Genomic DNA, 25,542 nt, shown 5'->3' on the forward strand with positions numbered 1-25,542 from the left:
AGAATCACTAAAAAAGATATGGCCTTGCTCTTCAGTCAATGTCTACCCATTTCAGCAGATGAATTGGGCTTTTAGAAGTATTTATCCACATGTAATGGTGTTGAATAGTAGGATGGTGGTTTATCATCCTACCCATTGGCAGCGTTAAATACTTTACTGCTTTACAGTGAAATTAAATGAAAGTGTTTTAAGGAAATGTGGAAATGAATCTCCATGTGGAGGGAATTTTATGTGGGTAATCACCATCCATTCGAAAAATGGCATAAAAATGTTTGAGTTTACTACAGAAAAGGAAGCTAGGGAAAAATTTGAGGTAATAGAAGGCTGTAAAATCCTTAGTGAAGTCATTTATTTCAATGATAAACAATTGATCGAATCCTAAAACTATATTTTCATAATTAAATAGAAATTAAAAGGTAGAATCGTTTGAATTAAATTATAAAAAGATTACTATTTCATAATATTCTTTGCCGAAATAGTACTAATCTTAACCATAAAATGAAAACTACCTATAAGTGTAATATTTCTAACAGGTGTACATTCCTTGTTTGGAAGGTCAGTAAAATATCATTTTTTAGTGTGAACTGAAATCTATTCATTTAATTTCAGGGTCAATACCGGAGTACTGCAGTAAAATTTTTTTTGATCCATAAATCTGATAAATCAAAAAATGGAGGGGATTCTTTGAACGAACAAAAATATACTATAGACGATGCCCCATTTAATAAGTTTCATTTTCGTATTGCTGGCCTTACCTTTGGATCAAGCTTCTGTGATGGTTATTCACTTGGAATCATTGCGATGGCTCTGACAGTACTTGGTCCTCAATTGGAGTTAAATGCAATGTGGACTGGATTGATTGGAAGTTCTGCATTAATCGGTCTTTTTGGGGGAGCGTTGGTACTTGGAAGACTTTCTGATCGTATTGGCAGACAGAAAATCTTTCTCGTAAACTTTTTACTGATCACGATTGCTACTATTTTACAATTTTTTGTTAGTGGTCCAGAAGAACTTCTCATTTTACGGTTACTAATTGGTTTTGGACTTGGAGGAGATTATGCTGTCGGTACGACTCTACTCGCCGAGTTTTCACCAAAAAAATATCGCTCCTCGCTCCTCGCGTCCATAAATGTAGTATGGACGCTTGGATATGTAGCTTCAAACTTTGTTGGTCATTACCTGGGACAGGTTGGGTCAGACTCATGGCGTTGGATGCTTATTAGTGCTGCCATTCCAGCTGTTGTGGTTTTAATCTTAAGAATAGGAACGCCTGAATCACCAAGATGGCTTGTCAGCATGGGGCGTGTCGAAGAAGCTCGCCAGATAGTAAAAAAACACCTTGGATCGAACGTTGAAATGGGAGAAACGTTTACTGGTACGGAAAATCAAAAGACTCTAGGATTTAGTGGACTTTTCAGCAAAAAGCTTCGTAAACGTACGGCTTTTGGTGGAATATTCAAATTAACTCTTGTTATTCCGTACTTTGCAATCTACACTTTCCTTCCGTCGATATTAAGTACAATGGGTTTTGAACAAAACTTTTTTGCCGATACCATGTTAAATCTATTCTTGCTTGTTGGGGCAATTTTCGGACTTTGGTTGCTCGCGAAATTTTCTCGTAGAGGATTTACGATCGGGGCTTTTACGATCCTTACTGTTTCATTGTTTTCACTCAGCTTCTTACACAATGGTTCTCAATTCTTAATGTTGACAGCCTTCTTGATCTTTACATTTTTCATGTCAGCAGCATCAAACCTTACATTAGTATACCCAGCAGAGCTTTTTCCAACTGAGATTCGTGGATCTGGAATAGGTATGGTTACGGCCATTAGTCGGATTGGTTCTGCAATTGGTACATTTCTGCTGCCTATTAGTCTAAATTCATTCGGATTAAGTACATCAATGATTGGTATGGCTGTGGTTCTGCTAATCGGTTTGATTGCATCGATTGCCTGGGCACCTGAAACGAAGAATCTTTCCTTGCATGAAGCGAGTGACCCATTACTAGAAGCGGGGAACTTTTCGAAGGGAACCGATATTCCCTTTACAGAAAATAAGAAAATAACATAAGATTAATTTCTAAATGAGAAGGACCAAAACTTTTTTCTCCTTCTTGATGAGTCATAGGAGAGGAGCTGTGTAAGGATGACAATGACCGATTGTTTACATCCTAAAGATATTAAAGAGGTTGAACTAGGTGACGGTGCAATCTCAATCAATGAGATGATAGCGGTTGCAAGATATGGTGCAAAAGTTACTTTCACTGAGACATATTGTGAAAGGGTAAATAAATCACGAAGCTTAATAGAAAAGTTTTTAGATGATAATAGATTGATTTACGGTGTTACGACTGGTTTTGGCAGTAATATGACTGAAGTGATCTCTCCACAGGACGCAGAAACCCTTCAACGGAATATTGTTCGTTCACATGCTGTTTCAGTAGGGGAAACTCTTGAAAAAGAAGTCGTAAGAGCCATTCAATTGATGATCCTTGTGAATTTAGGCCAGGGTTATTCAGGAGTCCGTTTACAAGTTTTAAAGCTGATCGCTTCACTGTTAAATCACGATATACTTCCCTATGTTCCAGGTGAGGGGTCCGTGGGGTATTTGTCTCCTGAAGCACACATGTCCTTATTGGTGATCGGGGAGGGGCGGGCATGGTACAACGATGAGCTCCTTCCGGGAAAGGATGCGTTAGCGCAAGCTGGATTGAAGCCAGTTACGCTTGGGTGTAAAGAAGGACTGGCTCTAATAAGCGGAACTCCTTCCGTCACTGCGATGGCCATTCTGGCATTATACAATAGCATGCAAGCAGCGAAAACCGCGGACATTACGGGAGCTATGTCCTTAGAAGTGCTAAAAGGTACAATAAAAGCATTTGATCCCCGTCCCCATGCATTGAAAAAACATGAGGAACAGGCAAAGACAGCCAGAAATGTAACACGGATTCTTGAAGGCAGCCAAATCATTGATACATACAAGGATCATAGATTACAAGATGCACTTAGCTTACGATGCATTCCACAAGTCCATGGAGCCATAAAAAGAGTATTGAAAGACGCTGCTGTTTCGATTGAGAATGAAATGAACTCCGTAAGTGACAATCCTCTGATTTTTCCGGAAGAGGAAGATGGAATTGCACTAATGGCCGGAAATTTTGATGGTTCATTTGTTGGGATATACGCAGATACGATTTCCATAGCGCTAGCAAACTTAGCAAAAATAACAGAACGCAGAATAGATCGGCTTGTAAACCATCACCTAAGTGAATTACCTAATTTTTTAGTGGTTAATCCAGGTTTAAATAGTGGCTACATGATCCCACAATATACAGCCGCCGGACTATTAAACGAGATAAGGGTGCTCTCGCATCCAGCCACAGTAGATAATACCCCTACATGCGCCAATCAAGAAGATTTGATAAGTTTTGCTTATTTCGCTTCGAAGAAAGCCTATCAAATCTCAAAGAAACTTGAATATATTTTAGCCATTGAACTGATGACGGCAACGCAAGCAATGGATTTTCATCTACCATTGAAACCGTCACCGGTTACGGAGGGCGTATATCATTTAGTTCGGAGCCAAGTCCCGATGGTGGAAGAAGATCGCTTTTTTCACCCTGACATTGAATCGATTTATAGACAAATTCATGAAGGGGAAATAGTTATGCTAGTTGAAAAGGCGATTGGAGAAATGGAGTTCTAAAAAAAGATGGAAGCTGTTTTACTTTATTTTATAGAGTAAAGGGGCTTCCTTTTTCATTAAGGATTATATGAATGATTGCTGTTAAACTAGAATGAATGTATGATTCATCTAAAAAGGAGGGAAGCAAGATGCACTATGATGTAATTGTAATTGGAGCTGGATCCATGGGTATGTCTTCAGGATATTTTCTATCAAAAAAAGGACAAAAAGTACTATTATTGGATTCCTTTGTTCCTCCTCATAATAAAGGCAGCCATCACGGGGAAACAAGAATTATTAGACATGCTTATGGTGAAGGAAGGGAGTATGTTTCGTTAGCACTTAAAGCCCAAAAGCTATGGGGTGAATTGGAAAGAAATTCGGGGGAACAATTATTTCTTCCAACGGGGGTCCTGAATGCTGGAAGCGAAAATTCCACTTTCATTAAACAGGTGAAAGCGGGGTCAAAGGAATATGGTTTACCAATGGAAATCTTGGATTCACATGAAATTCATGATAGATGGCCTGGTATAACACTGCCAGAAGATTACATTGGGTGCTATGAATCGACTTCGGGCGTGTTGAAAAGTGAAGAGTGCATTAGAGCGTATCAACAACTTGCGAAATCTAATGGTGCCGACATAATTGTAAACAGTGAAGTAAGGAAGATAGTTGTTCATGGCGATGGGGTCACGGTTAAAACGGATGAACAGACATTCCACTCAGAATCTTTAGTGGTTGCAGTTGGGGCATGGGCCCCGAAAATATTGGCGATGTTAGATTTGAATCTGCCTCTAGAACCCATTAGAAAAACATTTGCCTGGTTTCATGCAAATGAAAAATTATATAATCATAATGATTTTCCGGCTTTTACTTTTGATACTTCAGTTGGTACATACTATGGCTTTCCTAGTATAAATGGTTCTGGAATAAAGATAGGAAGACATGATGGGGGAAAACGTATAAATCCTGATGGCTGTATCGAGGGTTTTGGTGAATTGGATGAAGATAAGGCAGATTTGGTGAAATTTTTGTGGAAATATATGCCTGCTGATCAAAAAATGAAATATGGGAAGACTTGCATCTACACCATGACCCCTGATGAGCATTTTATAGTGGATAAACATCCTTATTATCCACATATTGCAATAGCAGCAGGTTTCTCTGGACACGGGTTTAAATTCAGCAGTGTCATGGGGGAAATTTTGAGTGACTTGATTATCTCCGGTACGAGCAAGGAAGATATATCATTGTTTTCTATTAATCGATTTAATTAATAATGAGAAGACTTGAAAAAAATATTTCGCCATCGAGATGAAAATACAAAATCACAAGTTTAACTTGAACCTGCATATAGAATGAAAATCAAAGTCGTTGATTCCTTGTCATAGGAATCAACGACTTTTTTAATCAGCAAAAAAAGGTTTAGTACTTGTTTTTGCCGGTCTATTGATATTACATCTATGTATTATTTTTTTACATTAATCTATGTAAATAATCTTCTGTTTAATCAAAGATAATAGTAGAAGAAAACATAAATGATATTCAAGATTAATGAAAAAATACAAAAACATATGTTAGGTTAGCTAACAATTGTATTGTCGAAATAAAAAAAACATGCTAGAATAAGAATATTCCGAAATATGAAACGTCAATTCCGAATTTCGGAATTTTATAAAATTATGAAAGTGAAATATTTTTATCTACATATTTATAGGTTTTATTGTTCGAAATTTCTGTAAATAGGAGGAGTGTACAATGAATACAGTTGATTTGAATTGTGATTTAGGAGAGAGCTTTGGCACATATCGAATTGGAAATGATGCAGAGATTTTGGATTATGTAACATCTGTCAATGTTGCTTGTGGATTTCATGCTGGCGATCCGACCGTTATGAGAAAAACGGTTCAGCTTGCTTTAGAGAAAGAAGTAAAAATCGGAGCCCACCCAGGTTTCCAGGATTTAATAGGTTTTGGCAGACGCAATATGAATATTTCACCACAGGAAGCTTATGATATTGTTGTCTATCAAATTGGTGCATTAAATGGCTTTTTGCAATCTGAAGGCGGGAATATGCAACATGTTAAACCACATGGTGCTTTGTACAATATGGCGGCAAAGAATAAAGAGTTGTCTCTTGCCATAGCTGAAGCTGTATACAAAATTAATCCTGAGCTCATTTTATTTGGCTTGTCGGGCAGTGAATTAATACGTGCTGGTCAGACCATTGGATTACAAACGGCTAGTGAAGTGTTTGCGGATCGGACATATCAACAAGATGGTTCATTGACTTCTCGTATGAAAGCGCATGCAATGATAGAGAATGATGATGATGCTGTTGCACAAGTAATTCGAATGGTTAAAGAAGGAAAGGTTTTATCACAGCAAGGAACTGATGTGGCTTTAAAGGCAGATACAATTTGTATTCATGGGGACGGAGCACATGCTTTAACCTTTGCTCGTCATGTAAAAAAATCCTTAGAAATATCTGAAATTACAGTTAAGTCTATTTCTACATAAAATCACAAACATTTAGGAGGTAGATTTCATTGGAGCCAATCAAAAATACGACAGATCAGAAAAAAAATCATTCTAAGCCAAAAAATAACCGGACATTATTGCTAGGTGCAGCATTTCTTATGGCAACATCAGCCATAGGACCAGGTTTTTTAATGCAGACAACTGTTTATACCCAAAGTCTTGCAGCAAGTTTTGGGTTTGTTATCCTTATTTCAGTTATTCTTGATATTTTTGCACAAACAAATGTATGGCGCATTATTGCTGTATCTGAAAAACGAGGACAAGAGATTGCAAACATGGTTCTTCCAGGACTAGGTTATGTTCTAGCGGCACTCATAGTTATGGGGGGGCTAGCATTTAATATAGGGAACATCGCAGGAGCTGGACTTGGTCTAAATGCGATGATTGGAATTTCCCCAACAACTGGAGCAGCAATTAGTGCAGTTATTGCAGTATTAATATTTGTAGTAAAAGAAGCGGGAAAAGCTATGGACCGCTTTACACAAATCGCAGGCTTTTTTATGATCTGTTTGATGATATATGTTGCATGGACAACTGCTCCTCCAGTTGGAGAAGCAGTAGTGAAGACATTTGCACCTGATAAGATTGATATTATCGCAATCGTTACATTAGTTGGGGGATCTGTGGGTGGCTATATTACATTTGCTGGCGGTCATCGTCTATTGGATGCAGGAGTGAAAGGTGTCGGAGCACTGCCACAAGTAACAAAGAGTTCAGTAATGGGTATTTTAATAACCACAGTTATGCGAGTTGCATTATTTTTAGCAGTTCTAGGTGTTGTATCTAAAGGCTTGCAAATTGATTCAGAAAACCCTGCGGCATCCGTTTTTCAACTTGCTGCTGGAAATGTAGGTTATAAAATGTTTGGTATTGTTATGTGGGCTGCAGCAATCACATCAGTAGTTGGTGCTGCATATACTTCTGTTTCGTTTATCAGAACATTCAGCGAAAAAATAAATAAAAAGGCTAACTGGATTATCATTGGCTTTATAGTCGTATCGACCATTTGCTTTCTATTAATTGGTCAACCGGTTAAAGTACTACTTGTAGTAGGGGCAATTAATGGTCTGATTTTACCAATTGCACTTGGTACACTTTTAATTGCGGCATATAAGAAGAATATTGTGGGTGATTATAAACATCCTTTATGGTTGACGATTTCCGGCGTATTTGTGGTAATCATCATGGCGTTAATGGGCGTATATACATTAATGAAACAACTGCCCGCTCTTTTTTAATGATACATCAATAAAACGGGGTGGAAGTGGCGTGCTAGTTTGTCACTGACTCCCAGTTCTTAATAGGAGATGAATATTAATGATCGATCTTTCTCAAGCTACCCCGGCTGAATTGCGCGCAATGATCCGCAACAATGAATTGATTAAGCCAACTGCTGGAATGGCAAACGGATATGCACAAGCAAACTTGGCCATCTTAAAAAAAGAGCATGCTTTTGATTTTTTATTGTTTTGTCAGCGTAATCCTAAGTCTTGTCCACTTCTAGACGTAACAGAAATTGGTTCTCCTATTCCTAAATTTGCTGCTCAGTCTGGTGATATACGTACAGATATTCCAAAATACCGGATATATAAATACGGTGAATTAATGGAAGAAGTAACGGATATTTCAGATTATTGGGAAGATGATATGGTTGGGTTTTTAATCGGTTGCAGCTTTACATTTGAACATGCCCTTTTAAACAACGATATTTCCATTCGTCATATTGAAGAGAACAGTAATGTACCGATGTATAAAACGAATATTTCATGTGTTGAAGCAGGGATATTTCACGGGAAAATGGTAGCGAGCATGCGTCCGATTCCTCAGAAAGATGTGGTGCGAGCGGCTCAAGTTACATCGCGTTTTCCTGCTGTTCATGGTGGTCCAATCCATATTGGAGATCCGGAGGCGATTGGTGTTTCTAACATACAGCAACCTGATTTTGGTGATGCAGTAACGATTCGTGAAGGAGAAGTGCCGGTCTTCTGGGCTTGTGGAGTAACGCCTCAATCTATCGCAATGGAAACAAAACCGGCGATTATGATTACGCATGCACCAGGACATATGTTTATAACGGATATCCGTGATGAAAAATTAGGCGTTTTATAATATTACTAACAGAAAGAGTTGAGTTCTATGCCGGAAAAGCTTTTGAATAAAACTACATGCATACTGTCTCCCTTAGGCGATTCCGCAATCGTGATTACATTTGGGAATGAAATTAAATACGACATTCACAAAAAAATTAAAATGTTTATGGATTTGCTTGAAGATGAACCTTTTGTTGGATTTATAGAATGTGTGCCGGCTTTTACAAATTTGACAGTTTTTTATGATCCTCTAGTTATCTATAAGAAACAAAAACAAAGCAATAATGATGAATTTATTTCCCCATATGAAGTGGTTCGTTCTATCATGGAAAGGAAACTACAGTGGTTAAAAGAAGATAAAAAGCTGACACACCGAACTGTTTCTATTCCTGTATGTTATGGGGGGGAATATGGCCCGGATTTGGAATATGTAGCTCGTTATAATAATTTAACTACTGATGAAGTCATCCATATTCATTCAAATGGTGAGTACTTAGCCTATATGATTGGATTTGCTCCAGGTTTTCCGTTTCTCGGTGGACTATCAGAAAAAATTGCAACACCTAGACGATCTTCTCCTAGAATGACCATACCAACAGGAGCAGTTGGAATTGCAGGTATGCAAACGGGTGTATATCCAATATCTACGCCTGGAGGGTGGCAATTAATTGGACAAACGCCAACCAAACTATTCTTACCAGATGTTAATCCTCCAAGCCTATTACAAGCAGGAGACATTGTGAAATTCCATCCAATTTCTAATCAAGAGTATAATGAAATTATTCTTAAGGAGGGGTTACAGTGAGCCTGCGTGTAATCAAACCGGGATTATTAACTAGTATTCAGGATCTTGGAAGAAAAGGGTTTCAGCAACATGGAGTGATTGTAAGCGGCGCAATGGATGCATATTCCCTAAGAATTGCCAATATGTTAGTTGGCAATAAAGAAAGTGAAGCGGCCATGGAAATTACGTTAATGGGTCCGACTCTTAAAATAGAAAAAAATTGCTTGATCGCGATAACAGGTGGAAATTTATCACCTACTATTGACAGTCAAGCTGTTCCAATGTGGAAGCCTGTTTATGTAAAAAAAGGCTCTATTCTTCGATTCGCGGGATGTAAATCAGGTTGTAGGACTTATTTGTCTGTAGCGGGAGGATACGCTATTTCTACAGTTATGAATAGTAAAAGTACATATCTAAGAGGGGAAATTGGGGGCTATAAGGGAAGAGCATTAAAAGTAGATGATGTTGTGGATTTTAATGAAACTTCTACGATTCTAGATAACCGGGAGTTTAAAGAAGCGTTTATCGCTCCAAAGTGGTTTGTCAATGAAAAGGAGTTTATGCCAAGTCGCATGCCAGTTATTCGTTTCATAGATGGAAGCCAGTACGATTATTTTACGGACTCTAGTAAAGTTAGTTTTGCAGAGAATTTGTTTAAAGTTTCAAACCAATCTGATCGTATGGGCTATAGAATATCAGGTCCTTTGTTAGAGTTACAGGATAAAAGGGAGCTATTGTCTGAATCAGTAACTAACGGGTCTGTTCAAGTTCCTCCTGATGGAAACCCTATTATTCTTCTTGCGGATAGCCAAACAACGGGAGGGTATCCTAAGATAGCTCAAGTGATTACTGCAGATTTACCATTAATTGCTCAGGTCAAACCAGGGGAATCTATTCAATTTTCACGAGTAACCTTAAAAGAAGCCGAGCAGCATTTCCTTCAAAAAGAACAACAATTAAAAGATTTAAAGGTTTCGATTTCATTATTTCTAAAAAACAGCATGTAATATAGTTACTTCATCAAGAAGTAACAAAAGGAAGAGAGTACTCTTATTAAAAGGGTACTTTCTTTTTTTGTTAATACATAATAAGTGAAAGATGGAGCCTCTATTTATTTTCTTTATTCAAGGCAGTTTTTCAAATAAATTGATGCTTTATTTTACCTTAATACTTGATGGCTGATGTGACTCCAACAAGTATTTTCTTTAATGACTGTATCAAGAATTACTTTATCTTGCATTTAAGCTTAGTATTAACCGTTGAATTTCTATGTGGATTTTTATCGCTCCTATCTGATTAAATGTTTCGATCTATCAGAATTCTCTATCCCATTTTACTATGTATGTGTAGTTCTTCTTTCAGTCAATAAAAATCTTGAATACTAATATCTTTTTGTGAGATTATGTCTCAATAATTTCACCTCTATATACTTATTTTCATTAAAAAACATTTGTTTTCGGTAATCGATTTTATCATATGCAAAGACTGCAAAAACAACAAACATCCCTTAATCATACTAACATCTAGAAAAACTTCCATCAGCATTTCCTCCATTGCAAAATAAAATATAAAAACTGGAAAAGAGAACACTTGAACATTGAAATATAGTACAGGCAGTTCTGCACATCAGAACTGTTTTTTTTATTTTAAAAGATAGGGGAATTTTCCCCTTAGGATAGGGAAGTCCCCCGATATGGAAAAATCGGGGCAGCTCTTACAATTAGGGTATGGTAATTGTTTGTAATGAGGAGGAATAGTAATGCAGGCAAAAGTCGCAGCAAATCAAAAAACAGGAAAATCGATTGATGATGCTTTTGCATCACATTTTGCCAAGTCTATGTTTCTAGCAGTTTGCGGACTTGTTTTTTTATCGTTTATTGGTACGAGAATGTTTACACATGTAGATTTAAACCTTTATGGATATATGGTGGGGACGATTATTTTTATTGGGGGGTTCTTTTACAGGTTTATCGCATGGGGAGAAAGGCCGCCAACAAAGGTTTTTATAAAAAAAGGCATCAAACTGATATTTAGAAAATCAACGCCTAAAACATCAGTTGAACATTTAGCAACATACAATTTCATCTGGAATAGGGGAATTTACCGATGGACTCAGCACGTTCTAATCGGATGGGGATGTATCCTTTCCTGCTTCGTGACATTCCCTCTAGTATTTGGATGGATGTACTTTACCATGGACGACAATGGCTACTACAACATCATCGCAATGGGGATCCAGGTAATAACAGTACCAGCTAATGGGATCATTGCGAACTTATCATATAACGCTCTGAACATTACAGCTGTGATGGTTATTACTGGCGTATGCATGGCTCTATACCGCCGCTTGAAAAATATGCAGGCAAGAGCAGAACAAAAATTCATGTATGACTTTCTTCCACTATATATGCTGTTATTAGTCAGCATTACAGGATTGGCACTAACGTTTTTGAACATCTTTTTGCACGGTGCAGGACAGCCAGCCATGTCCCTGATTCACCAGTGGTCAGTCATTATTACACTGATTTATCTTCCGTTCGGAAAACTTGCTCACATACCTTTCCGCCCACTGAGTGTATTTGCCAGAAACTACAGAGAGCATTATGCGGAACAATCCATGAAAGAATGCAAAGTTTGCGGTAATGAGTTTGTTTCAACAGAACAATCAAAAGATGTCATAGAGGTTCTCGGTAAGAATGAAATAGAATTTCAAACGAAGGATGGCCACCATCTCGCCGAAATGTGCCTACCTTGCCGAAGAAAATACCGGATTGCCCAATTTTCCGGATTTCCTATCCACGAGGTAAAAGTTAAGGAGGCTAACCAGAATGCAAAGGGATAAGTTTTTTAAAGATGTAGAGAATTTGTTACACCCTAATGAAACATTGGTTAAAACGCATTGTGCATATTGTGGAATGCAGTGCGGAATGAATTTAAGGGTAAATAGAGCGACAAATAAAATCATTGGGGTTGAACCACGTTATGACTGGCCCGTAACTGTTGGGAAAATGTGTCCAAAAGGGGTTACAGCTTACCAGCAGACGAACCATGATGATCGCATTTTAACACCGCTTATTCGTGATGATGCATCATTAAAGGGAACAAAGGAAGGCTTCCGAGAAGCCAGCTGGGATGAAGCATATGATTTAATCGCGAAAAAATTCAGTGAGCTTCAAAAAAAATATGGAAAAGATTCATTATCCGTTTTCAGCGGCGTATCAATGACGAATGAAAAATGTTATTTAACAGGGAAATTTGCACGTGTGGCTCTTGGCACGCGCTACATTGACTATAATGGCCGATTCTGCATGTCTAGTGCGGCCGGGGGATTCCTTCGTTCTTTCGGCGTAGATAGAGGTTCAACATTACCCTGGACAGATATTCATGAAACTGATTGCTTATTTCTTGCAGGAAGCAACACAGCAGAATGCCATCCAACTTCTATGTTCAGAGTCTGGAACGTTCAAGAAAGAGGCGGTTACATTATCGTGGCGGATCCCCGCGAAACGCCTGTTGCGAGAAGAGCGGATGTTCATCTTGACTTGAAACCGGGAACGGACCTTGCCCTTGCTAATGGAATCTTAAATGAATTAATTCAAAATGGTTATGCTGATGAAGAATTTATTAATAATCATACAAATGGATTTGAAGAAACAAAAGAGCTTGTAAAAGATTTTACGCCGGAATATACGAGTGAGCTTACAGGTGTTGCACCGGAAAAGATCATTCGCGCAGCAGAGATTTATGGAAGATCACCGAATGCAGTTGTCATGTTTGCCCGTGGAATTGAACAGCAGCATAAGGGCGTTGACAATGTATCTGGATATACAAACATGGCGCTTGTAACAGGTAAGATTGGCCGTCCGAAGTCTGGTGTAGCAACTTTCACTGGTCAAGGAAACGGGCAGGGTGGACGCGAGCATGGTCAGAAAGCGGATTTATTGCCAGGATACCGGAAAATTACGAATCCTGAACATGTGGAAGAAGTTTGTAACGTATGGAATATCACTCCGGAAGAAATGCCTAAGCCTGGTGTTTCGGCTTATGAAATGTTTGAACTGATGGAGCAAAAAACGATTCGCGGATTATATCTGCTATGTTCTAATCCTGCAGTATCTGCGCCTAACCTGAATTTTGTCAGAAGGGCGATGAAAAACCTGGATTTTATGCTGTGTTCGGATTTCTATCTTTCTGAATCAGCAGAGTTTGCGGATGTGATCCTGCCGTCCGTAACGTGGTCAGAAGATGAAGGAACAGTTACAAACCTTGAAGGGCGAATTATTAAGATAAATAAGGCACAAGAACCAATCGGAAAATCTAAGCCCGATTGGCAAATACAAGTAGAGCTTGCAGAACGTCTTGGGAGAGGAAGATATTTTTCCCATTTGAAAACTGCAAAAGATGTGGCAGATGAATTCAGACTGGCCAGTAAAGGCGGAAATGCCGATTATTACGGCGCCACATGGGATAAGATTGACAAACAGGACGGGGTATTTTGGCCTTGTAAGGATGCAAATGACAAGGGAACGCCGCATATGTTCTTGGATAAAAAATTCTATCACGCAGACGGTAAAGCGAAAATTTGTGCACTTCCTTACCGTCCCCCTGCTGAGGAGCCAGATGAAAAATATCCGCTTCGTTTAACAACTGGACGTGTCGTTTACCACTATCTATCAGGGAACCAGACGAGAAGAATTCAGTTCCTTCGCGATATGTGTCCGGAACCTTACGTGGAAGTACATCCTGATACAGCAAAAAAATACAATATGGACCATGAGGATAAGGTCCGCCTGTATACCCGAAGAGGTGAGGCAATCTATAAAGTGAAAATTACAGAAGCAATTCGTGAAGACACTGTATTTGTTCCATACCACTTTGGGCACGAGCAATCTATCAATCTATTAACCATTGCAGCGCTTGATCCAATGTCCCGTATGCCGGAATTTAAGGTTTGTGCAGCCCAAATGGAAAAAGTCGAAATAAAGAAGGTGCAATAAATGAAAAAGAGGCTCTACTTAGAACTTGAAAACTGCATAGGATGCAGGTCATGTCTAGCGGCTTGTACACAATGCGGAGGGCATGAAGAGCGGAACAGAAACTATGTATATGATGTAAACCCTCTGGTCAATCGGCAAACGATGCCTCTTATGTGCCTTCATTGCGTAAATCCTGCCTGTGCAAGGAGTTGTCCGGCCCAGGCAATCCAAATCCATGAGACTGGGGCCGTGTTATCAGCACTCGTTGAAAAATGTATCGGCTGCCAAAATTGTACGATTGCTTGCCCATATGGAATACCGAAATTTGACCCTGAACAAAACTTAATGTACAAATGCGATTTATGTATCGACCGGACAAAAGACAGTATCCCGCCAATGTGTGCAAGTGTTTGCCCATCCAATACACTTCAATGGTTGACAGATGAAGAAATTGAAAATAAGAGAAAACAATTTAATCTAGATAATGGAAAATGGGTGACTAGCCTTCCTTATCTTGAAAGTGAAACGAACGTTAAGGTAAATCTCCCAGGTATTTTACAGGGGATAACCAAGCTATATTAGGAGGGATTAAGATGCCGTCAGATAAAAATAATAAAATTCCCTTTAATGAAGATAATTACACTCATAATATTGAACGGAATAATGAAAGAAAGCTTGACAGACGTGGGTTCATGAAAACATTGGTGGGTGCTGCTGGCGTATTCGCCATTTCCTCCCTCCCTTGGGGGGCGGTAGCGGCTAAAGAATTGATGGGTCTTGGGGAAAAGGAGTATCCCCACAAAAAAATCACAGATGTAAGCAAAATTGCAATTGGTGACGCAGTAGAGTTTAAATTTCCAGGTGATCATGATGATGCTATTTTGATCAGATTGTCTGAAAAGAAATACGTAGCTTACCAAAATGCATGCACACATCTTCGTTGCCCGGTTTTCTGGGTGAAGGAAGAAGGAGAGATGGTTTGTCCTTGTCATCATGGAAAATTTGATGTTGAAACAGGTGCTCCAACTGCCGGTCCGCCAAGAAGGCCGCTGCCTGAGATTCAGGTGAAAGTTGAAAATGGCGGGGTATACGCAGTAAGGGTGAAGCGTTATGAGGCTTAAGTTTATTGGTGTCGCGTTGCTTTGTGCCTTCTTGATGATGAATATTGTATTTACCCAATTTATGGTTCATCAATATTATTATGAAAATTATGTAAATGTTTTAATATTTGGGGGATTAAACATAGTGGTGTTTCCCTTAGCGTTATTTACTTATAAAAAAACGAAAAACGAAAAGGCGTGAATCAAATGAACAGTGAAACATACTTTGATTTTTGTTTTGTAAAAGAAGCATCTGGAAATTTTGCTGCTGAAATCGATAAGCTCCTTTCAGACCTTTTTAAAGATGTCCGTCTTAACTGGTATTTAGATGAAAAGTCAATAGATGGGGCCGATATTGTAGTTGCCGAAGTAAAGGGAATGAGCAATTGGGAGTCTGTAGTGGAAACAATTGAATTTATCGAGAATCATGCAGAAGATACATTCTGGGAATATTTGCAGGGTTTTCAAATGAATGTTTACACGGCAAAGAGAGGATGCAATACATGTGGAACACATTAAAATAGAAGATATACAACCATTAATATCGGAAAAAGCTAGAGTGGCAATCTTGGATGATGTTGGGCAGGATAAAGCTCCTTTCGTTTCTAAAACGATTGTTAAGGTGGAGCTTTGTCCTGATATAACACATCTGCGTATTTACTTTGACGACATTAATTTTTTCGCTGTCCCGTTGATATCCAATGTGACTAAAAATGAAAATGAGTGGTCAGCTTTTGACGAAAATGCGAGATTACAATATGTAATTAGAAGAGAGAGTGGTCAGGATGTTTAGAAAAATTCAGCTTCCATTACAAACCTTAAACCTCGTTGTAGGATTTATGGTGTGGGTATTAATTTCGTCCCTGTTGCCTTTTATTAAAGAAGATATCGCAATACCGGATGGTCAGCTTGCACTGGTAACAGCTGTTCCAGTTATTTTAGGATCTATTCTTCGCATTCCCCTTGGCTTTTACGCCAATCAGTTCGGGGCCAGGAAAATTTTCCTGATTAGCTTTATATCGCTGTTATTCCCTGTTTATTATATCAGTATTGCGGATTCTCTTGCTGATTTGTTGATTGGAGGGCTATTTCTTGGTATTGGGGGAGCCGTATTCTCTGTTGGAGTAACCTCTTTACCGAAGTACTATCCTAAGGAACGCCATGGCTTTATAAACGGAATTTACGGTGCAGGAAACCTCGGAACGGCTATATCAGCATTTGCAGCACCTGTTGTAGCTACGAAGTTTGGCTGGTCAACAACCGTACAGCTTTATCTTGTGATTTTGGTAGTATTTATCGCAGGTAACTTCCTATTAGGGGATAAAAAGGAACTGAGAGTAAAGACACCGCTTTTAGAACAAATTAAGGGTGTCTACAAAAATGAAAAACTATGGCTGCTAAGTTTATTCTACTTTATAACATTCGGTTCTTTTGTTGCATTTACTATTTATCTGCCAAACTTTCTTGTAGCGAACTTTGGATTGGATAAAGTTGACGCCGGTTTGAGGACAGCAGGCTTTATTGTTCTTGCTACCCTAATGAGACCAATTGGCGGATGGCTTGCAGATCGCTTTCATTCCCTCATTCTGCTCATGTTTGTTTTCGGAGTGTATACGGCTTCAGCGATGATTCTATCCTTTGCTCCATCGATTGGCTGGTACACTTTTGGTTGTTTGAGTATTGCCCTCTGTGCGGGAATGGGAAATGGTGTCATTTTTAAACTGGTGCCCATGTATTTCCAAAAGCAGGCTGGTATTGTGAATGGTATTGTTTCCGCAATGGGCGGTTTGGGAGGTTTTTTTCCGCCATTAATTTTATCCTTGTTATTCAATATCACAGGACATTATGCAATCGGGTTCATGGCATTGTCAGAAGTTGCCCTTGCAAGTTTGATTTTAGTAGTCTGGATGTATTTCCAAGGTAAAATGGGGCTTGCCAAAGAAGTGATTGACAATACAATAGAAGGCATTTTGATCACCGATACCAGTGGTAAAATCATTTCAGTAAACCCTTCGTTTACAAGGATTACTGGCTATCAGGAAAATGAAGTAATAGGGAAGAATCCTAGTATACTTAAGTCAGGTAAACAGCCTCAAACTTTTTATGAGGATATGTGGAAATCTATTGAAGAAAATGGTTTCTGGCAAGGTGAAATCTTGAATAGCCGAAAGGATGGACAGCAATATCTACAATGGCTGACAATTAGTGCAATAAAAAATGATGCTGGGGATGTTGTTCAATATGCCGGAATGTTTAGTGACATTTCAAGTCATAAAGTGAAAAAGGCATAAAATGAACTGGGTGCATGAAATCATTGGATTTGAAGGCTGAATTGGAGTTTTCGAGAACGAGAAATTTTAATTGCTAAGTTTCCGGTGGGAGAGAAGGTATACGTCAGTGTTTTAACCGCTAGACCGAAAGTGTAATTGGGAGAGGATGTCATATTTTGAATGGCCAATAATCAGCGACAATCGAAGAAGGAGGGTGGGAATGAATACTCAGCCACTCAAAAACAACCTCAGTTCTTATATCATACAAACACATGAAGAAGAGATTAAAAGAATTGCCATGGAGCTTCATGAAGGTGTGGGGCAGTCCCTTTCCAGTCTCTTTTCTGGAATGCAGCTCATTGAATCGGCAATCGAACAGCCTGCCATGAAAAGCTATGCAGGTGATATGAATCAGTTATTGGAAAAGGCAATTCAAGAAATCAGGCTTTTGGCTGTAGAATTGCATCCACCTACCCTTACAACTCTTGGGCTTATTTCAGCTATAAAAAGCTACATAAAATTATACACTTCAACCTACGGCCTTGAGGTTGAGCTGGAGAACCATGGTATTGAATCGGAAATCTCTGATAGAGAAAGCATTACACTTTTCAGGGTCTGCCAAGAAGCATTGGTGAATATAGCAAGGTATGCTGACACAACGAAGGCATGTATGATATTTAAATGGGAAAAAAGCAGGTTATTGATTTTGATTAAAGATTCAGGGAAAGGGTTTGAGGTTGAAGCCGCTATGAATAAATTGAGCGGGCTTGCTGCCATGTGTGAAAGAATGCATTTGATCGGCGGAAATTGTACCATTGTTTCGAAAATAGATGACGGGACATCTATAGAGATTTCTCTGCCATTATATTAAAATGCTAAACAAGGGGTTTGCGAATTTTGCAATCCCCATTGTTGTTTCATATTCATTAATAACGATAGAAATACGAACAAAGCTAAGGGGGAGCCGCTTTGATAAAAATTTTGCTTTGCGATGATCACGCCGTTGTAAGAATGGGCTTAAAGATGCTATTAAACAATCATGCGGATATGGAAGTGATAGGGGAAGCTTCAGAGGGGAACGAGGGAATACAGCGAGCACTAGAGCTTCAGCCTAATGTGGTAGTCATGGATTTAAGCATGCCTCATGGGAAAGATGGCTTATCGGCGACTTCCGAACTAAAAAAACTAATGCCTGAGGTAGCCATATTAATACTTACCATGCATGATGATGATGAATATTTGTTCAGAACTATTCAAGCGGGGGCTTCAGGCTGTATTTTAAAAAGTGCACCACATGAAGAATTATTGGTAGCCATCCGATCTTTAGCGAACGGAAATGCGTACCTTCATCCATCTGCAACAAAAAGGGTAATGGAAGAATACTTAGGCAGTGTGAAGCAGGGGGCAGCTGATTCTTTCAATCTGTTGTCTGACCGGGAAAAAGAGGTACTGACCTTGATAGCGAAAGGGTTTTCAAACAAAGAGATTGCCGGACAGCTTGTCATAAGCGTGAAAACTGTTGAAAGCCATAAAGGAAACCTAATGGAAAAGCTCAAAATGAAAACAAGGCATGAACTTGTTGCATTCGCTTTAAAAAAGGGGTTATTAGGGTATGGAATTTAGCGGTGGCAGTAAATCGAAAGAGGAACAACCGTTTAAAGAAGCGTGTGAACATGCATTAGAAGAAATGAACTGTGACTTTGTAGGCCTTGCCTTACAAAACAGTAAAGGTCCTGACATAAGCTGGCATTATGCCGCCGGAAACAGAAATGATAAATACAAAAGGATAACTGTTCGATATGGAAAAGGAATAGCAGGTAAGGTCATATCAACGGGGAGGCCGATGAAAATCGAGGGTTTTCCAAATAATATTCACGGCAAAGCCTTAGAGTATCCCATCATGCTTGCGGAAAATCTCAATTGCGCTTTCGCAGTTCCCATTCATTTTAAAGGTGTTCCTAAGGGGGTATTATTAGTAGGTAAACGAACAGATCAGCCTATTTCTGAAAGTGACCAGCATACGATCCTTGATGCAGCGAAAAAATTGGAAAAGGAAATGAACAGCTCGGTTTAACATGGCAACAAGGAGGATTATGTATGGACTTGAATAAACATTTGGAAATGAAAAAAGGGATTTCTCCTGGATCTAGCGATGCGACAATCCTTGTCAATGAATCAGGAGTCATCTCTTTTGCAGATCAACAAGTATATGAAAACTTTGGTTATGAACATCATGAATTGAATGGGGAAAAGCTCCTGAATCTTATACCAGGGGTAAACCTTCAGTCAAGTGGGGAAGGGGAAATTATCCACCATTTTGGAATTCACCGGGATGGTCATGCTTTTTCGCTTTTTTTCAGGGTGAACTCCTTTCAGCTTGCGAAAGAGCTCTATTATTTAATCGTGGTCCATAAAGTGAAAGACCAATCACGGATTAACCAGCAGAAAACCTATCCGATAAATGAGCTGGTTGATTTAATTTACGCACTTGATGAATCAACGATTGTTGCATTTACCGATGAAAAAGGCAAGATAATATACTTGAATAAGAAATTTTGTGAGGTATCCAAATATTCAGCAGCAGAGCTCATTGGGAAGGACCACCGAATTATCAATTCAGGTTTTCATTCAAAGGGATTTATGCAAGATCTTTGGCGAACAATTTCATCAGGAAGTGTATGGCGGGGTGAAATTAAGAACAAAGCTAAGGATGGAACCTATTATTGGGTGGATACCACAATTGTCCCTTTCTTAAATGAAGACGGGAACCCTTATAAATACTTGGCAATCCGGAAGGAAATAACCGAATATAAACGAGTTTTAGAGGAATTAGGAAAATCCGTTAATAAAATGGCCGATTTTCAATTTGCTTTGGATTCTTCCTCAATTGTGGCAATAACCGATCAAAGAGGGACGATCAAATATGTCAATGATCAATTTTGCCGGATCTCAAAGTTTTCAAAAGAAGAGCTGATCGGACAGGATCATCGAATTATTAACTCGGGCTTTCATTCGAGAGAGTTTTTCAACAATCTTTGGAAAACAATATCAGCAGGAGAAGTATGGAAAGGCGAGATTAAAAATAAGTCCAAAGATAGTACTTATTATTGGGTGGATACGACAATCGTTCCATTTCTTGATGAGTTCAATAAACCTTACCAATATTTGGCGATTCGTCATGAAGTGACCCAGCGTAAGCTTGCGGAAGAAGAGATTCAGAAAATGACCGGGAAAATCATTGATGTGCAGGAAGAAGAAAGAAAACGCATTTCCCGAGAGCTTCATGATGATATCGGTCAAAACTTATACAGCCACCTCATAACGATTAACAGACTGCAGACAGAAATGGATCATCCCCTGTTAGATCAGATGCAGGATGAAACGACCGAGATAATCGAAGCACTCCGGCATCTATCCTGGGAATTAAGGCCATCCGTACTTGATGATCTTGGTCTGCTCCCTGCGATTCGCTCTTTATTGGTGCAATTTTCAGAGCATCATCATATCAAGGTCCATTTTGACTGCTATTTGAATTACCGTCTGAATACAAACAAAGAAATTACCATTTACCGTATTATTCAAGAAGCATTAACAAATATTCGGAAATATGCTCAAACCGAAGATGCTACAGTGACGATCCGGGAAATAGAGGAAGAAGTTCATGTGGAAATAGAGGATAAAGGAAAGGGCTTTAATATAGAAAAAGTTACCCGTGGAGTAGGCTTATTCAGTATGGAGGAAAGAGCCAGAGCTTCCGGCGGAAACCTTATCCTTCATTCTGGTGAAGGGAAAGGGACAAAAGTAATATTGAGAATGCCTTTGTAGTGACTGGGTTTTCGTAATGTTCAAGATACTTAATCTTCTAGCTTCAGCATTTCCCATTAATGCTCTTACTATGAACTTGCAGGATGTTAAAATGATTCGATCACAATAAAAATAAAGCTGGAAAAGCAAACGAGAATACAGTCAGGGAGTTAACGAAAAAACAATGAATACGGTTATATTGATTACATCCTTTCCTCCATGTTTTATAATAGAATGATAGTTAAGGAAAACATGTATCATGAAAGGAGACAATGTATGCAGGCACATAACAAGACCGTCGTGAAATCCATGCAAATCCTAACCCTTTTCATAAATCATCCGAAACTGACTTTTAATGAAATGATGGAACTTTCCAATTTGCCGAAAACGTCGTTACACCGTATGGCTGGATCATTGGAGGAAATGGGGTTTTTAACAAAGGACGATGATGGCCATTATTCACTTGGACTGATATTCCTGCAGTTTGGCCAACTGGTAGGTGAGCGTTTGGATATCAGGTCAATCGCCTATCCCATCATGAAAGACCTTCGGGATGATGTTGAAGAAGCAGTGAATTTAATTGTGAGGGATAAGGATGAAGCGATGTATATTGAAAAGGTGGACACCTTGCATCCTGTTCGCCTTTATACATCCATTGGTAGACGTTCGCCATTGTACGCTGGCGATTCTCGAATCATCCTAGCGTATTTGCCGGAAGAAGAGCGGGAAAATTATTTGGGAAGCGTTCAATTAAAACCAATCGCCATTGGAACGATAACGGATAAAACTAAACTCCGTCATGCTTTGAATGAAGCGAGATTGGATGGTTACACGATAACTTCATCAGAACTTGAGGATTATACAAAAGCGGTGAGTGCACCGATACTCAATGGTAAAGGTCAAATAGTGGCTGGTATTAGTGTGGCTGGGATTGAAGCAAGATTTCAGGAAGAGCGCTTGCCTGAATTGATTGACAAAGTAACGAAAGCCGCCAAGGCCATTTCCGTGAAACTGGGTTCTCAAACACATTAATAATGAAAATGGAAAAATGATGTCATTTTCGGAATATATTTTCCTGAAATAAGATAATGTACATAAGATAGTGGATTCTATATGTAGGAAGCTGAGCCACCGCTTATGGTGGTTTTTTGTCATGTTGGCATGCAAAACTATCTGGCCAGGACGAAAAAGGTGAACCATTCGGGGTTCACCTTTTCTAATATAATAAGACTTATACGCAAGATTGTTGGTTAGCCATTAAATATGCACAAAGTCAGATTGATTTATATTTCTCGGCACCCCGATGTCAGCCATTGTAAGTAAACCTGGTTTACGGAGGGCATCAATTTGCTTAGCGGTATTGATAATCATCGCAGCGGTTGCGGTATCTCCAAAAATTCCGTTGGGAACAATCAACCTTTGGGTTTCGTTCCCATCAATAACGATTTCATCTTCTTGTTTAATACCTGCAGACATCGTTAAATCCAAGGAAATTATCTTTCCGTCCACTGTCTTGCCCGTGGAGATTTGATGAAGCCCATTAACATCCCCTGGTTTTATAGTAGTTAGCGGAACGGTCATATTTTCGATTGCAATCGTTGGTTCAATGGTATTGATAACACTTGAAAGTTCCCAATTCAGCCCATAAGCGATTAACCTAACAGACTCCTCAAGACCCACATGCCCAATTTTATTCCGTTCAGCTAAAAATTCAAACTCTTCTCTAGTCATCCCGATTCCGACCTTTTTTTGTAAGGGGAGGCGCCTTTTCGAAACATCAACTTTACGATTGACCTTGATTTGGTTAACCGTGGTCAATACTGTTGTAAAAGAAATGGCCATAGTGTCCATGATGTAACCTGGATTGATTCCGGTACCAATAACACTAAGCCCTTTTGCTTTGGCATAATCATCTATTTCCTTTGAAAGTTGAGGGTAGCGATGCCAAGGGAAAGAAAGCTGTTCACAAGTGGAAACCACTGAAAAGCCGTGATCTAGAAGCTCTTTGATCTGGGGCCAAACTTGTTGTGCGTTGGAACCGGTTGCATGTAATGCGATAGGGTGGTCTGCTTCAGTATTTACATCCTGTATATGGGAGACTACAAACTTGTTCGTTTCCTTTTCATTGATTAGTAAGCCAATATCCTTTCCTGCCTTTTCGGGATCAATATCGACAACACCGATAATCGTTTGAGGATTCGTTTGATAAGCACTGCGTAGAATTTCAATTCCGATGGGACCCAGCCCGAATACTGCGAATTCAGAAAATTGCATAGTCATTCATCTCTCATCCTTTCAAATAACTTATAACAAAATGCTAACATTGAGTGATAAATAATAAAAATAGTTAATTTTTATATATTTATAAAGAATCGTTATAAAAGGAAATACGGCAATGTATGAGGTGATATATTGAAGAATCATACTTCAACTTTGGGGTCACCCATCGCAGGTGTTGTGGAATTGAGGTTGACGAAACATATGCTTTATTCACCTCAAGCGGCAGCATATATTGGGGTGTTGGACAGGAATCCAAGGTTATCTCCTTTGGAGAAACCGCCATACTGTTCCCGGTTAAAACCTTTTACTTGAACGGACAATAGACTAAGTAGATCTTCAGTCCGCAGCATCCCCGGATTTTGGACATGATGGACATTTTCTCGCTTCGGTTAATGAAGTGTCAAAAATTATTGAGTTGCATTACCTAAGGCTCGGTTAAGGTGTTGTTTTCATCGAAACAACACCTTATTTAGTTTTGTATATAAAACTACTTTTCTGTTGGAAAAATATTAATCTCAATATTATTGACTATTATGAAAATTCAATATAACATTAAATATCGGTAACGATGTTTTTTATATGAAACAGAAGTTGCTGCTATTTTTTGAAAGGGGGAGTTGGTGAAGTTTGATGGAATGATAGTCATTTTCTTTATTGAAAATCATGAAAGCGCATTCAAATGAGCCTATTATAAGGGGGAAATAACATGTTACAAGGTCAAAAAAGATGGTTGTACATTGCGATTCCTATTTTTTTCTTCTGGTTTTTCGGCCAGATTGATAAAGTAGGTATCTCTGTTATCCAAACCGATCCGGGATTTTTAAGTGATCTTGGTTTAACTGGCCCGGATAAAAATGCAAAAATTGGCTTGATCTCCTTTATATTCATGATTTCATACTCCTGTTCCAACATTTTTTGGGGAGTTATTATCGACAAGTTAGGGGCACGGAAAACAGCAGTTTTAGGTTTACTGGTATGGACAGCGACAATGGTCATGGGAGGGCTGTCCACTTCATACGAAATGTTTTTAATTAGTAGAGTCATCCTCGGAATTGGGGAAGGTATGATGATCCCGATATCGGGTAAATTCATTTCGAATTGGTTTAATAAACGAGAGCTTGGAAGGGCACAGTCATTCTGGATTACTGGAAACTACCTTGGCCCGGCAGTGGGTACCGTTATGCTCATTCTAATTATTTCAACGTTTCATTGGCAGGCCGCGTTCTTTGCTCTCGCCGCCTTTAACTTGTTTATAAATATTCCAATGTTCCTGTTTTTGACTCGTAATACGCCAGAAGAACATCCACGCATGAGTAATGAAGAAGTCTCCTATATTCGCCAAAAAGACGAAGCGGATGATGTTCAGTCGAAGCAATTCTTCGCAAAGGATTATCGTTATTGGGTTGTTTGGTTCGGCAATTTGATGTCGTCCTTTCTTTTCTTTGGAATCAGTATTTGGCTGCCTACTTATCTCGTTGAAGCCAAAGGCTTTGAAAGGGAAGCAATGACTGGCATTACTTCATTATCGTGGCTATTCGCGCTTGGATTTGTCCTGGCTGGCGGATTTCTGGCGGACAAAACGAAGCGCCCGAGTTTGCTTGCGACCATTCTGTTCATACTAACAGCTGTATTTTTGACAATCGCTGTCATTACACCGAATCCTATTTTTGCCGGCGTTTCCATGGGGCTTGCAATGGGAACTCAGGGTGGAATGTTCCATCTAACCAATTTCTTCATCATCAAATTTTCAACACCTGAAACAGCGGGCCGCGCAGCCGGTTTAATGGGATTCACAAATATTATGGGTGGATTTTCAAGCTATATTATGGGGTGGAGCCGCGATTTGTCCGGCGGTGATTTTGGTCCCTCGATTGCCATGCTGATCGTAGCAGCCACTCTTGGGTTTGTTGCGTACTTGTTTATGATTAAACAAGAAGTTGCCGAATATCACCTAAGTAATACGACAGGAAACAAACTAACTTTATAGAGAGCAAAAAGTTAATATAATACGTT

24 protein-coding genes are annotated in these 25,542 nt (G+C 39.1%); 23 read left to right on the forward strand and 1 reads right to left on the reverse strand.

Translation table 11 applies throughout. The features are described from left to right. The first annotated feature begins 229 nt into the window (after positions 1–229). The 21 genes from AC3ISB_RS11300 to AC3ISB_RS11400 all read left to right on the forward strand — a co-directional run bounded on the left by AC3ISB_RS11300 (position 230) and on the right by AC3ISB_RS11400 (position 22,281). Positions 230–382 carry a hypothetical protein gene (locus AC3ISB_RS11300; RefSeq protein WP_179891081.1) on the forward strand — a complete coding sequence of 51 codons (153 nt, stop codon included), beginning with the start codon at positions 230–232 and terminating at the stop codon, positions 380–382. Positions 383–684: 302 nt separating this feature from the next. Then, the gene (locus AC3ISB_RS11305; protein ID WP_098371805.1) at positions 685–2,070 is read left to right on the forward strand and encodes an MFS transporter; all 1,386 of its coding nucleotides are present in this window, start codon (positions 685–687) and stop codon (positions 2,068–2,070) included. A gap of 75 nt (positions 2,071–2,145) precedes the next feature. Continuing rightward, on the forward strand, positions 2,146–3,705 hold the full coding sequence (gene hutH, locus AC3ISB_RS11310; protein WP_480338917.1) for a histidine ammonia-lyase: 1,560 nt from the start codon (positions 2,146–2,148) through the stop codon (positions 3,703–3,705). A 128-nt stretch (positions 3,706–3,833) separates the two neighbouring features. After that, complete coding sequence (gene solA / locus AC3ISB_RS11315; RefSeq protein WP_489276420.1) at positions 3,834–4,961, forward strand: N-methyl-L-tryptophan oxidase; 1,128 nt, start codon at positions 3,834–3,836, stop codon at positions 4,959–4,961. Positions 4,962–5,442: 481 nt separating this feature from the next. Further along, entirely contained in the window at positions 5,443–6,204 is a 762-nt protein-coding gene (gene pxpA, locus AC3ISB_RS11320) for a 5-oxoprolinase subunit PxpA (protein WP_141993269.1), read from the forward strand. A gap of 119 nt (positions 6,205–6,323) precedes the next feature. Further along, complete coding sequence (locus AC3ISB_RS11325; protein WP_489276906.1) at positions 6,324–7,463, forward strand: NRAMP family divalent metal transporter; 1,140 nt, start codon at positions 6,324–6,326, stop codon at positions 7,461–7,463. Positions 7,464–7,542: 79 nt separating this feature from the next. Next, positions 7,543–8,334 carry a putative hydro-lyase gene (locus AC3ISB_RS11330; protein ID WP_063233464.1) on the forward strand — a complete coding sequence of 264 codons (792 nt, stop codon included), beginning with the start codon at positions 7,543–7,545 and terminating at the stop codon, positions 8,332–8,334. A gap of 27 nt (positions 8,335–8,361) precedes the next feature. Then, positions 8,362–9,120, forward strand: a complete 759-nt coding sequence (gene pxpB / locus AC3ISB_RS11335; RefSeq protein ID WP_063233465.1) for a 5-oxoprolinase subunit PxpB — start codon at positions 8,362–8,364, stop codon at positions 9,118–9,120. Further along, positions 9,117–10,106 carry a 5-oxoprolinase subunit C family protein gene (locus AC3ISB_RS11340; protein WP_489276422.1) on the forward strand — a complete coding sequence of 330 codons (990 nt, stop codon included), beginning with the start codon at positions 9,117–9,119 and terminating at the stop codon, positions 10,104–10,106. The genes pxpB and AC3ISB_RS11340 overlap by 4 nt, the downstream gene beginning before the upstream one ends. Before the next feature lie 752 nt (positions 10,107–10,858). Next, positions 10,859–11,941: a hypothetical protein gene (locus AC3ISB_RS11345; RefSeq protein ID WP_489276424.1), complete on the forward strand. Its 1,083-nt coding sequence runs from the start codon at positions 10,859–10,861 to the stop codon at positions 11,939–11,941. Beyond that, positions 11,928–14,096, forward strand: a complete 2,169-nt coding sequence (locus AC3ISB_RS11350) for a molybdopterin oxidoreductase family protein (RefSeq protein WP_339201916.1) — start codon at positions 11,928–11,930, stop codon at positions 14,094–14,096. Before AC3ISB_RS11345 ends, AC3ISB_RS11350 begins: the two co-directional genes overlap by 14 nt. Then, the gene (locus AC3ISB_RS11355) at positions 14,097–14,657 is read left to right on the forward strand and encodes a 4Fe-4S dicluster domain-containing protein (protein ID WP_489276427.1); all 561 of its coding nucleotides are present in this window, start codon (positions 14,097–14,099) and stop codon (positions 14,655–14,657) included. An 11-nt stretch (positions 14,658–14,668) separates the two neighbouring features. Beyond that, positions 14,669–15,196 carry a Rieske (2Fe-2S) protein gene (locus AC3ISB_RS11360; protein ID WP_063233470.1) on the forward strand — a complete coding sequence of 176 codons (528 nt, stop codon included), beginning with the start codon at positions 14,669–14,671 and terminating at the stop codon, positions 15,194–15,196. A 186-nt stretch (positions 15,197–15,382) separates the two neighbouring features. Beyond that, a complete protein-coding gene (locus AC3ISB_RS11365; RefSeq protein WP_063233471.1) occupies positions 15,383–15,694 on the forward strand; it encodes a hypothetical protein in 312 nt (103 codons plus the stop codon). Beyond that, positions 15,681–15,968, forward strand: coding sequence for a hypothetical protein (locus AC3ISB_RS11370; protein ID WP_141993264.1), 288 nt, complete (start codon positions 15,681–15,683; stop codon positions 15,966–15,968). Before AC3ISB_RS11365 ends, AC3ISB_RS11370 begins: the two co-directional genes overlap by 14 nt. Then, positions 15,961–17,466: a nitrate/nitrite transporter gene (locus AC3ISB_RS11375; protein ID WP_489276430.1), complete on the forward strand. Its 1,506-nt coding sequence runs from the start codon at positions 15,961–15,963 to the stop codon at positions 17,464–17,466. The genes AC3ISB_RS11370 and AC3ISB_RS11375 overlap by 8 nt, the downstream gene beginning before the upstream one ends. A gap of 199 nt (positions 17,467–17,665) precedes the next feature. Then, positions 17,666–18,316, forward strand: coding sequence for a sensor histidine kinase (locus tag AC3ISB_RS11380; RefSeq protein ID WP_377410402.1), 651 nt, complete (start codon positions 17,666–17,668; stop codon positions 18,314–18,316). A 98-nt stretch (positions 18,317–18,414) separates the two neighbouring features. Next, positions 18,415–19,068 (forward strand): response regulator transcription factor, encoded by a 654-nt coding sequence (locus tag AC3ISB_RS11385; RefSeq protein ID WP_098371816.1) that lies wholly within the window; start codon positions 18,415–18,417, stop codon positions 19,066–19,068. Then, positions 19,058–19,519, forward strand: coding sequence for a GAF domain-containing protein (locus tag AC3ISB_RS11390; protein ID WP_098371817.1), 462 nt, complete (start codon positions 19,058–19,060; stop codon positions 19,517–19,519). Before AC3ISB_RS11385 ends, AC3ISB_RS11390 begins: the two co-directional genes overlap by 11 nt. 23 nt (positions 19,520–19,542) lie before the next feature. Continuing rightward, positions 19,543–21,270 (forward strand): sensor histidine kinase, encoded by a 1,728-nt coding sequence (locus AC3ISB_RS11395; RefSeq protein WP_489276433.1) that lies wholly within the window; start codon positions 19,543–19,545, stop codon positions 21,268–21,270. A 255-nt stretch (positions 21,271–21,525) separates the two neighbouring features. After that, the gene (locus AC3ISB_RS11400) at positions 21,526–22,281 is read left to right on the forward strand and encodes an IclR family transcriptional regulator (RefSeq protein WP_141993259.1); all 756 of its coding nucleotides are present in this window, start codon (positions 21,526–21,528) and stop codon (positions 22,279–22,281) included. A 225-nt stretch (positions 22,282–22,506) separates the two neighbouring features. Here AC3ISB_RS11400 and AC3ISB_RS11405 read toward each other — a convergent pair whose 3' ends face one another. Then, complete coding sequence (locus tag AC3ISB_RS11405) at positions 22,507–23,529, reverse strand: NAD(P)H-dependent amine dehydrogenase family protein (protein WP_098371820.1); 1,023 nt, start codon at positions 23,527–23,529, stop codon at positions 22,507–22,509. Between the two features lie 132 nt (positions 23,530–23,661). Between AC3ISB_RS11405 and AC3ISB_RS11410 the strand changes: the two genes are divergently transcribed. Both AC3ISB_RS11410 and AC3ISB_RS11415 read left to right on the forward strand, forming a co-directional pair. Then, complete coding sequence (locus AC3ISB_RS11410; protein ID WP_489276435.1) at positions 23,662–23,841, forward strand: hypothetical protein; 180 nt, start codon at positions 23,662–23,664, stop codon at positions 23,839–23,841. A gap of 394 nt (positions 23,842–24,235) precedes the next feature. Beyond that, positions 24,236–25,516 carry an MFS transporter gene (locus tag AC3ISB_RS11415; RefSeq protein WP_098371822.1) on the forward strand — a complete coding sequence of 427 codons (1,281 nt, stop codon included), beginning with the start codon at positions 24,236–24,238 and terminating at the stop codon, positions 25,514–25,516. Positions 25,517–25,542: the final 26 nt, after the last annotated feature.

Source organism: Peribacillus sp. GL_122 (assembly GCF_057835005.1).